We start from the raw sequence: 250 nt of genomic DNA, 5'->3' as shown, positions 1-250 counted from the left end.
ACCCAGCACCTCGTAAAAATTGCTCCGCAGTCATTTTTTTCTTTCCTGCTGGCTGAAGTTCGATAATTTTAATGGCGGTCTCATTACCAGTTGCAATAACTAGATCATGATCCTTATATCTTATAATGGTCCCTGGTGGCTGATTTGAATCCCCATGAACCTTTTCAGCCCACCAAACTTTTATGACAGCATCGTTTAATGTGGTGTAAGCAACAGGCCAAGGATTTAACCCGCGTATATGGTTATAAAT

The 250-nt window shown here is 40.8% G+C and carries 1 pseudogene; it reads right to left on the bottom strand.

Annotated features, from left to right (window positions below):
• Positions 1–250: pseudogene (locus tag V7149_RS25560) on the bottom strand (methionyl-tRNA formyltransferase); the annotation flags it as partial.

Origin of the sequence: Bacillus sp. JJ1503 (genome assembly GCF_036965125.1) — a bacterium.
Taxonomy (GTDB): Bacteria; Bacillota; Bacilli; order Bacillales; family Cytobacillaceae; genus Cytobacillus.
Note: the sequence above shows the minus strand (reverse complement) of the source record. Positions and strands in the feature narration are given on the sequence as shown.